Source organism: Microcystis sp. LE18-22.4A (assembly GCF_027531105.1).
Classification (GTDB): Bacteria; Cyanobacteriota; Cyanobacteriia; order Cyanobacteriales; family Microcystaceae; genus Microcystis; species Microcystis aeruginosa.
This window is the reverse complement of sequence record NZ_JAPZRB010000006.1, coordinates 1-6,148: the sequence shown is the minus strand read 5'-3', so window position 1 is coordinate 6,148 and position 6,148 is coordinate 1. Positions and strand designations below refer to the sequence as shown.

At 43.3% G+C, this 6,148-nt stretch carries 6 protein-coding genes and 1 tRNA gene; 4 read left to right on the top strand and 3 right to left on the bottom strand.

What is annotated here, in order from left to right; all coding sequences use genetic code 11:
- Positions 1 to 350: 350 nt before the first annotated feature.
- Together lpdA and O9295_RS00155 are read right to left on the bottom strand one after the other, a co-directional pair.
- Complete coding sequence (gene lpdA, locus O9295_RS00160; RefSeq protein WP_288030811.1) at positions 351 to 1,781, bottom strand: dihydrolipoyl dehydrogenase; 1,431 nt, start codon at positions 1,779 to 1,781, stop codon at positions 351 to 353.
- A 436-nt stretch (positions 1,782 to 2,217) separates the two neighbouring features.
- Complete coding sequence (locus O9295_RS00155) at positions 2,218 to 2,883, bottom strand: DUF3782 domain-containing protein (protein WP_288030809.1); 666 nt, start codon at positions 2,881 to 2,883, stop codon at positions 2,218 to 2,220.
- A gap of 573 nt (positions 2,884 to 3,456) precedes the next feature.
- Between O9295_RS00155 and queG the strand changes: the two genes are divergently transcribed.
- Complete coding sequence (queG, locus tag O9295_RS00150) at positions 3,457 to 4,404, top strand: tRNA epoxyqueuosine(34) reductase QueG (protein ID WP_288030807.1); 948 nt, start codon at positions 3,457 to 3,459, stop codon at positions 4,402 to 4,404.
- Complete coding sequence (locus tag O9295_RS00145) at positions 4,394 to 5,032, top strand: HAD-IA family hydrolase (RefSeq protein ID WP_147071185.1); 639 nt, start codon at positions 4,394 to 4,396, stop codon at positions 5,030 to 5,032. The genes queG and O9295_RS00145 overlap by 11 nt, the downstream gene beginning before the upstream one ends.
- Positions 5,033 to 5,119: 87 nt before the next feature.
- Here the strand turns inward: O9295_RS00145 and O9295_RS00140 are convergent.
- A tRNA-Leu gene (locus tag O9295_RS00140) sits at positions 5,120 to 5,205 on the bottom strand.
- A gap of 172 nt (positions 5,206 to 5,377) precedes the next feature.
- Here O9295_RS00140 and ndhL point away from each other — a divergent pair.
- Both ndhL and O9295_RS00130 read left to right on the top strand, forming a co-directional pair.
- The gene (gene ndhL / locus O9295_RS00135; protein ID WP_002732218.1) at positions 5,378 to 5,617 is read left to right on the top strand and encodes an NAD(P)H-quinone oxidoreductase subunit L; all 240 of its coding nucleotides are present in this window, start codon (positions 5,378 to 5,380) and stop codon (positions 5,615 to 5,617) included.
- Positions 5,618 to 5,636: 19 nt separating this feature from the next.
- Positions 5,637 to 5,942, top strand: a complete 306-nt coding sequence (locus tag O9295_RS00130; RefSeq protein WP_079205902.1) for a DUF3007 family protein — start codon at positions 5,637 to 5,639, stop codon at positions 5,940 to 5,942.
- Positions 5,943 to 6,148 lie beyond the last annotated feature (206 nt).

Sequence of the window (6,148 nt, the reverse complement as noted above, 5' to 3'; positions counted from 1 at the left end):
TCCGAGCCAGTAGTCAGTAGTCAGGAGAATTAAGAATGAGCATTAATCAATTAAATGCTCTATTTGGTTATTTTATGCAATTTTATGCTTATTTTTCTCATTTTTGCCCTCTCAAAAATTAATTATGCAAGAACTCTAATGTTAAATCCTGTTTAAAAGTGGGGGAGTGGGGGAGTGGGGGAGTGGGGTGTGGGGGATTGGGGATTGGGGTGTGGGGGATTGGGGGATTGGGGGATTGGGGGATTGGGGAAGTGGGGAGCTTTTTTGCTGTGATCGGTAAACGGTAAAGAGTAATCAGCCAACTGAAAACTCAACTCTGATCACTGATAACTGATCACTGATAACTGACTCTATGCTGCCACTTCAGCGCGTTTGTAAGCTTCGTCGAGGACTTCTGAGAGAGTTGGATGGGTGTGGATGCGGAAAGCGAGTTCATGGACAGATTTACGTTCAGCGATCGCATTGGCCGCTTCTTGAATTAAATCCGATGCGTGGATACCGATAATATGAACACCGAGTAATTCGCCCGTATCCTGACGATAAACGACTTTAGCGATGCCTTCCGTTTCTCCTTCCGCTAAAGCCTTAGAATTTCCCTTAAAATAGGTCTTGACAGCAGCCACCTTATACCCTTCTTCCTGTGCCAAAGCTTCTGCTTGCGGTTCCGTTAAACCCACATAACTAATTTCGGGGTGGGTAAAAGCGGCGGCGGGAATACTGCGATAATCGATGGTTTTTGGGCGATTACAGATATTTTCAATGGCTATTACCCCTTGACCCGAAGCAGCGTGAGCTAACATCATTTTACCCGTAGCATCACCCACAGCCCAGAGATGGGGAACCGGTTCACCGTCCTGAATTACCTGCATTTTGTCATTAACGGCAATAAAACCGCGTTTATCCAGTTCTACACCCACAAATTCCAATCCGAGATTCTTTGTCGCCGGGATTCTTCCTGTAGCGACTAAACAAGCATCTACTTCTAAAATTTCGATCGCTTCTTTGCTTTTTGCGTCCACCAGTTCAATGGCCACAGGATTCCCCGGTTTAATACTTTTTGCCAAAACTCCCACATAAGTCTCGATGTCTCTAGGTTTAATCAGAACTCTTTCCGCGATTTTCGAGATTTCTGGGTCAAATCCAGGCATGAGACTATCTAAAGCTTCGATCATCGTCACTTCACAACCCAAAGCGGTGTATATATCCGAAAATTCCAGACCGATATAACCACTACCGATAATTGCGATCCACTTGGGTAAAGTTTCTAATCTAACGGCCTCATCACTGGTAAAAACCGTTTTATGATCGATCTCGATCCCCGGTGGGACAAAGGGAACCGACCCCGGACAGAGCATAATATCCTTAGCGGTGTAGATTTTTTCGCCACTATCACCGATGACGCTAACTTTTTGCGGGCCGGCGATTTTTCCCCAACCGTGGATAGTATCAACCTTGAGACGTTTAAGACTATTAGTGAGATCGCCTCTAATTTTACTGACAAGGTTGTTAGCATGATCGGCAATTGTCGGACGGTCAAAATTAACGCCACCGATGGCAATACCTAAACTTTTTAGATGGTCAGTATCGGCTAATTCTCGCACTCGTCCCGAGGCTGCCAGTAAAGCTTTAGAGGGAATACAACCGCGATTGACACAGGTTCCTCCCATATCTTTGGCTTCGATAATAGCTGTTTTTAGCCCACATTTGACTGCGTGTAGGGCTGCCCCGTGGCCACCAACTCCAGCACCGATAATAATTAAATCGTAGTCGAATTCACTCATAGTCTCTCTGACTCTCAAAGTTAGCATTATCCCATTTTACGATCCACTGTGATCAAGCGGTGCTATCCCGGTCAAAAACTGGAGCCAGTTTTTAGCCATCAGGCTCTTGTGCATTGAAACTGGCTATTGGCAATTTTAGGACAAGACGTTACTAGACCTCTGGTAAAAATCAAAAATTGTTGTTGGGATTAGGAGCCGGTCGTCAGTAGTCAGGAGAATTAAGCATGAATAATAATCAATTAAATGGTCTCTTCACAGATTTTAGGCAATTTAATCCTTATTTTTGCCGTTTTTGCATCCTCAAAAATTAATTAGGGTTTGCTGAATCAAAATATGAATACTAATCGTGCATTGTATCCATAAGTTAGTATAGTCCTAGGTTGGAAAAATTAGACCTGATGCCAATACTTTGCCAGATGAAGGAACCATCTTTCTCCTACCATAATTTAGGCTCGAAACCAGAATCATTAATGATTTCTACCGTTTCTCCCGATGGTTTAATTACAAATAAACCTTGTTTATAGGCATAACGATCTACTCCTTCATCTATTTCTATTCCTGCCACTGCACCATAAGCTTGATAGTTTTTATAATGGGGAAATGCTTGTTTAAATCGACTTAATTTTTCTAAAAACTCATTGACATCATCTTTCGATAAACGAGACTTACATTCTACTAAAACTACCTCGGTTTCATCGACGGCTAAAATATCAATCTCCATGGCTATTCCTTGCCGTTTTACCCTGGCACGACTGTAGGTTTCTTTAACATCAATACCTTTGCCCCGAAATAGGCTAATAACAGCAGGTTCGACTAATTCCTCGACAAATCTTCCCCAGCGAGTGGTTAAACTATCCACAGCACGACTGGTATTGGCCACTGTTTTCTCTAGCTTGGCTAAACGGCGATCGGCTTCAGCAGCCCGGCGATCGGCTTCGGCGGCCCAGCGATCGGCTTCGGCCTTGGCTTCGGCGGCCCGGCGATCGGCTTCGGCCTTGGCTTCAGCAGCCCGGCGATCGTATTCTTGGCGTGATTGTTCAAACTTTTCGTTAGTTTTCTCAAAAAGTTTATAGATATCTTCGATGGTAATCGGTTGAGACATGGTTATTTGTTTTAATCTTTCTTATTTTACTTCTTACTATAATTGTACTAGCAAAGTACAAGTCATTTTAGGGACGGGTGTTAATTGAGCAAGTCAATAGTTATACTAAATCCGTTGAGTAACGCACAGAAAACGGGTTTCTCGGAGAAACCCCTTTTCTACTTATGCAAAAGGCAAAACGGAGAATAAATAATCAGTTTTTAATAACTGGATTTAGTATGAGGACGATATAGCGGGGACGGGAACCACAGTTTCTTCGTTGATCATGGTTTCTAACTGTTCAGCCTGGGATTTGGCTCAATAAATTGATGATTGTAAATAATTGTTACAAATACTTGACTTAAGATAGGGTTTGCTGAAAAAGCTTTTCCTGGGGGCAGGGTGTGGGGTGTGGGGTGTGGGGGGTGGGGTTTTACCGATTTTGAGGTAGTCAGTTGCCTAATTTTCAGGGAAAAAGTACCTGAATTTTGCCCCCGATCCCCGCAATGGCTGGCACTTTTTGAGGGAAAAAAAGTCTAAAAGTCTTATCCAACAAAGTTTTTAGATTTATTCAGCAAGCCCTAAGATATTTCTATGGTGACAGAAACACAGATCAAAGAAAAAGCGCTAGAGTTGGGCTTCCATGGGGTCGGTATTGCCTCTGTGGACAGCCAAGACTCGGCGGTATCCCATCTAAAAAGCTGGTTAGAGCGGGGTTATCACGCTGATATGGATTGGATGACTAACCCGAAACGACAGGATATCAAAACTCTTTGGCCAGAAGTGCGATCGCTAATTGGTCTCGCCCTTAACTACTACACCCCCCAGCAACACAGTCAAGAGCAAAACCATGGCAAAATTTCCCGTTATGCTTGGGGACGGGATTATCACAAAGTATTAAGTAAAAAATTAAAAGCCCTCAGTCAATGGTTAGAAAGTCAGGGGGAGCAAATTCAAACCCGTTACTATGTGGATACAGGACCGGTACAGGATAAAGTTTGGGCGCAAAGAGCAGGGATCGGCTGGATTGCCAAGAATGGTAACTTAATTACCCGCAATTACGGTAGTTGGGTGTTTTTAGCCGAAATATTAACTAATTTACCTTTAGAACCCGATCGACCCCATAGCGCCCATTGTGGCACCTGTAGCCGTTGTTTAAGCGCTTGTCCGACCCAAGCAATAGTTAGTCCCTCTGTGGTGGATGCTAATCGCTGTATTGCATATCATACCATCGAAAATCGTGCTGTAACTTTGCCTACAGAAATTGCCGAGAATTTACAAGGTTGGGTAGCTGGCTGCGATATCTGTCAAGATGTCTGTCCTTGGAATCAACGTTTTGCCCAAGTTACCGACGTGGAGGATTTTCAACCTCGTCCCGAAAACCTCTCGCCAAGGTTGGAGGAATTAGCTAATCTAACTATAGAGGAGTGGGATCGTCGTTTCATCTCGTCAGCCCTGCGTCGAATTAAACCCCAGCAGTGGCGACGTAATGCCCAAGCTAATTTAGCCCACTCCCCTCACCCCGCACAAGATGACAATTAAAGTAGTCGTGTTCGATTTTGATGGTACTATCGCCGATACCCACGATACTTTCGTGGAGATTGTCAATCGTTTGGCTAAAAATTTTGGTTATCAACCCATCAACGAGGAAGATTTGGCCAGACTAAAAAACCTTAGTTCCCAAGAAATTATTAAACAATCCCAAGTTTCCCCCGTTAAAATCCCTTTTTTACTCTATCGAGTTAAACGGGAATTAAATAAACAAATTGAATGTCTGAAACCTTTCCATGGCTGGCATCACTGCCTCGCCACTCTTAAAGAAAGAGGCTATAGATTAGGAATAATAACTTCTAATACCAAGGAAAACGTCACCATATTTTTAGCAAATAATCAACTCTTAAATTTATTTGATTTTATCTATTCGGGAACGCCTTTATTCGGCAAACACAAAATTATCGATCGCCTGATTCGAGAAAATAAATTCTGTCTCGATGAAATGATTTATGTCGGCGATGAAACTAGAGATATTACTGCTGCCCAAAAAAGTCGAGTGCAAGTGGTGGCCGTCGCTTGGGGCTTTAACTCCCCTCAAATTCTCACTCAATTTAACCCCGATCATCTGATTCATCATCCCCTAGAATTATTGGATATTTTAGATAGGGCTGGCTGAAAAAGTTTTTCCTAGGGGCAAGGAGAGGCAGTTTGGGCATTTGTACTAAAATACCCAACACTCAGTTTAAATATAGACTTCGAGCGATGGGGGCAGAGAGACTCGAACTCTCACGAGCTTATAAGGCTCAACGGATTTTAAGTCCGTAGCGTCTACCATTCCGCCACGCCCCCGTTATTTAACCGACAATTTTTTATCATATCACAAATAATTTAATTGGCAAGAGTATTTTCAGCAAATTATTTTAGCCCGCCAATTCGATCGCCACAAAGGGGGAAAGACAGGGTAAAATAATCAGCAGGTGAATTGCCGTTCACCGACAGCTATTGAGAAAAATCAATCCTTATGCAATCAATTCTGACGCAAGAAACCATTATCATCGCCCTGATCTACCTATCTCTCAGTGTCTTGTATTTGCTCGTCATTCCCGCCGTTATCTACTACTACCTCAATACGCGCTGGTATGTGGCATCTTCTTGGGAAAGAGGGTTTATGTACTTTCTGATGAGCTTTTTCTTCCCCGGGATGCTGTTGTTAAGTCCTTTCCTTAACTTCCGTCCCCAACGTCGTACCCTAAAAGCTTAAGTTATCACCAAAAAAACCCATGAGACGCATTGATGTCATCGGGATCGGTATAGGGATGTTTGCTATGGGCGGCATCCTCTACATTATCCTACAAAAAACCGGTTTAGATAGTGCTTCGGCGGGAATTTGGAGTCAAGCGGTGTTGGTAGGTGGTGTCATCGGTTGGATTTTTACCTATCTGTTTCGAGTTGCCACCGATAATATGACCTACGGCAAACAGCGCCAGGATTACGAAGATGCCGTCTTTAAAAAACGCCTGGAAGCGATGACTCCCGAAGAAATCGCCCAAATGCAGCGGGAGATTGAAGAAGAAAAAACTAAATAGGGCTGGCTGAATAAATCTAAAAACCTTGCTGGATAACACTTTTAGACTTTTTGTCAATCAAAAAGTACCAGATATGGGAGTGATCAGGGGTAAATTCAGGGACTTTTTCCCTGAAAATTAGGTAATTGACCCCCTCAAAATCGGTAAAACCCCACACCCCACACCCTACACCCTACACCCTGCCCCTAGGAAAAACTTTTTCAGCA

Coding starts and splice junctions, on each gene's coding strand:
- lpdA (WP_288030811.1), bottom strand. CDS start 1,781: ATGAGTGAATTCGACTACGATTTAATTATTATCGGTGCTGGAGTTGGT.
- O9295_RS00155 (WP_288030809.1), bottom strand. CDS start 2,883: ATGTCTCAACCGATTACCATCGAAGATATCTATAAACTTTTTGAGAAA.
- queG (WP_288030807.1), top strand. CDS start 3,457: ATGGTGACAGAAACACAGATCAAAGAAAAAGCGCTAGAGTTGGGCTTC.
- O9295_RS00145 (WP_147071185.1), top strand. CDS start 4,394: ATGACAATTAAAGTAGTCGTGTTCGATTTTGATGGTACTATCGCCGAT.
- ndhL (WP_002732218.1), top strand. CDS start 5,378: ATGCAATCAATTCTGACGCAAGAAACCATTATCATCGCCCTGATCTAC.
- O9295_RS00130 (WP_079205902.1), top strand. CDS start 5,637: ATGAGACGCATTGATGTCATCGGGATCGGTATAGGGATGTTTGCTATG.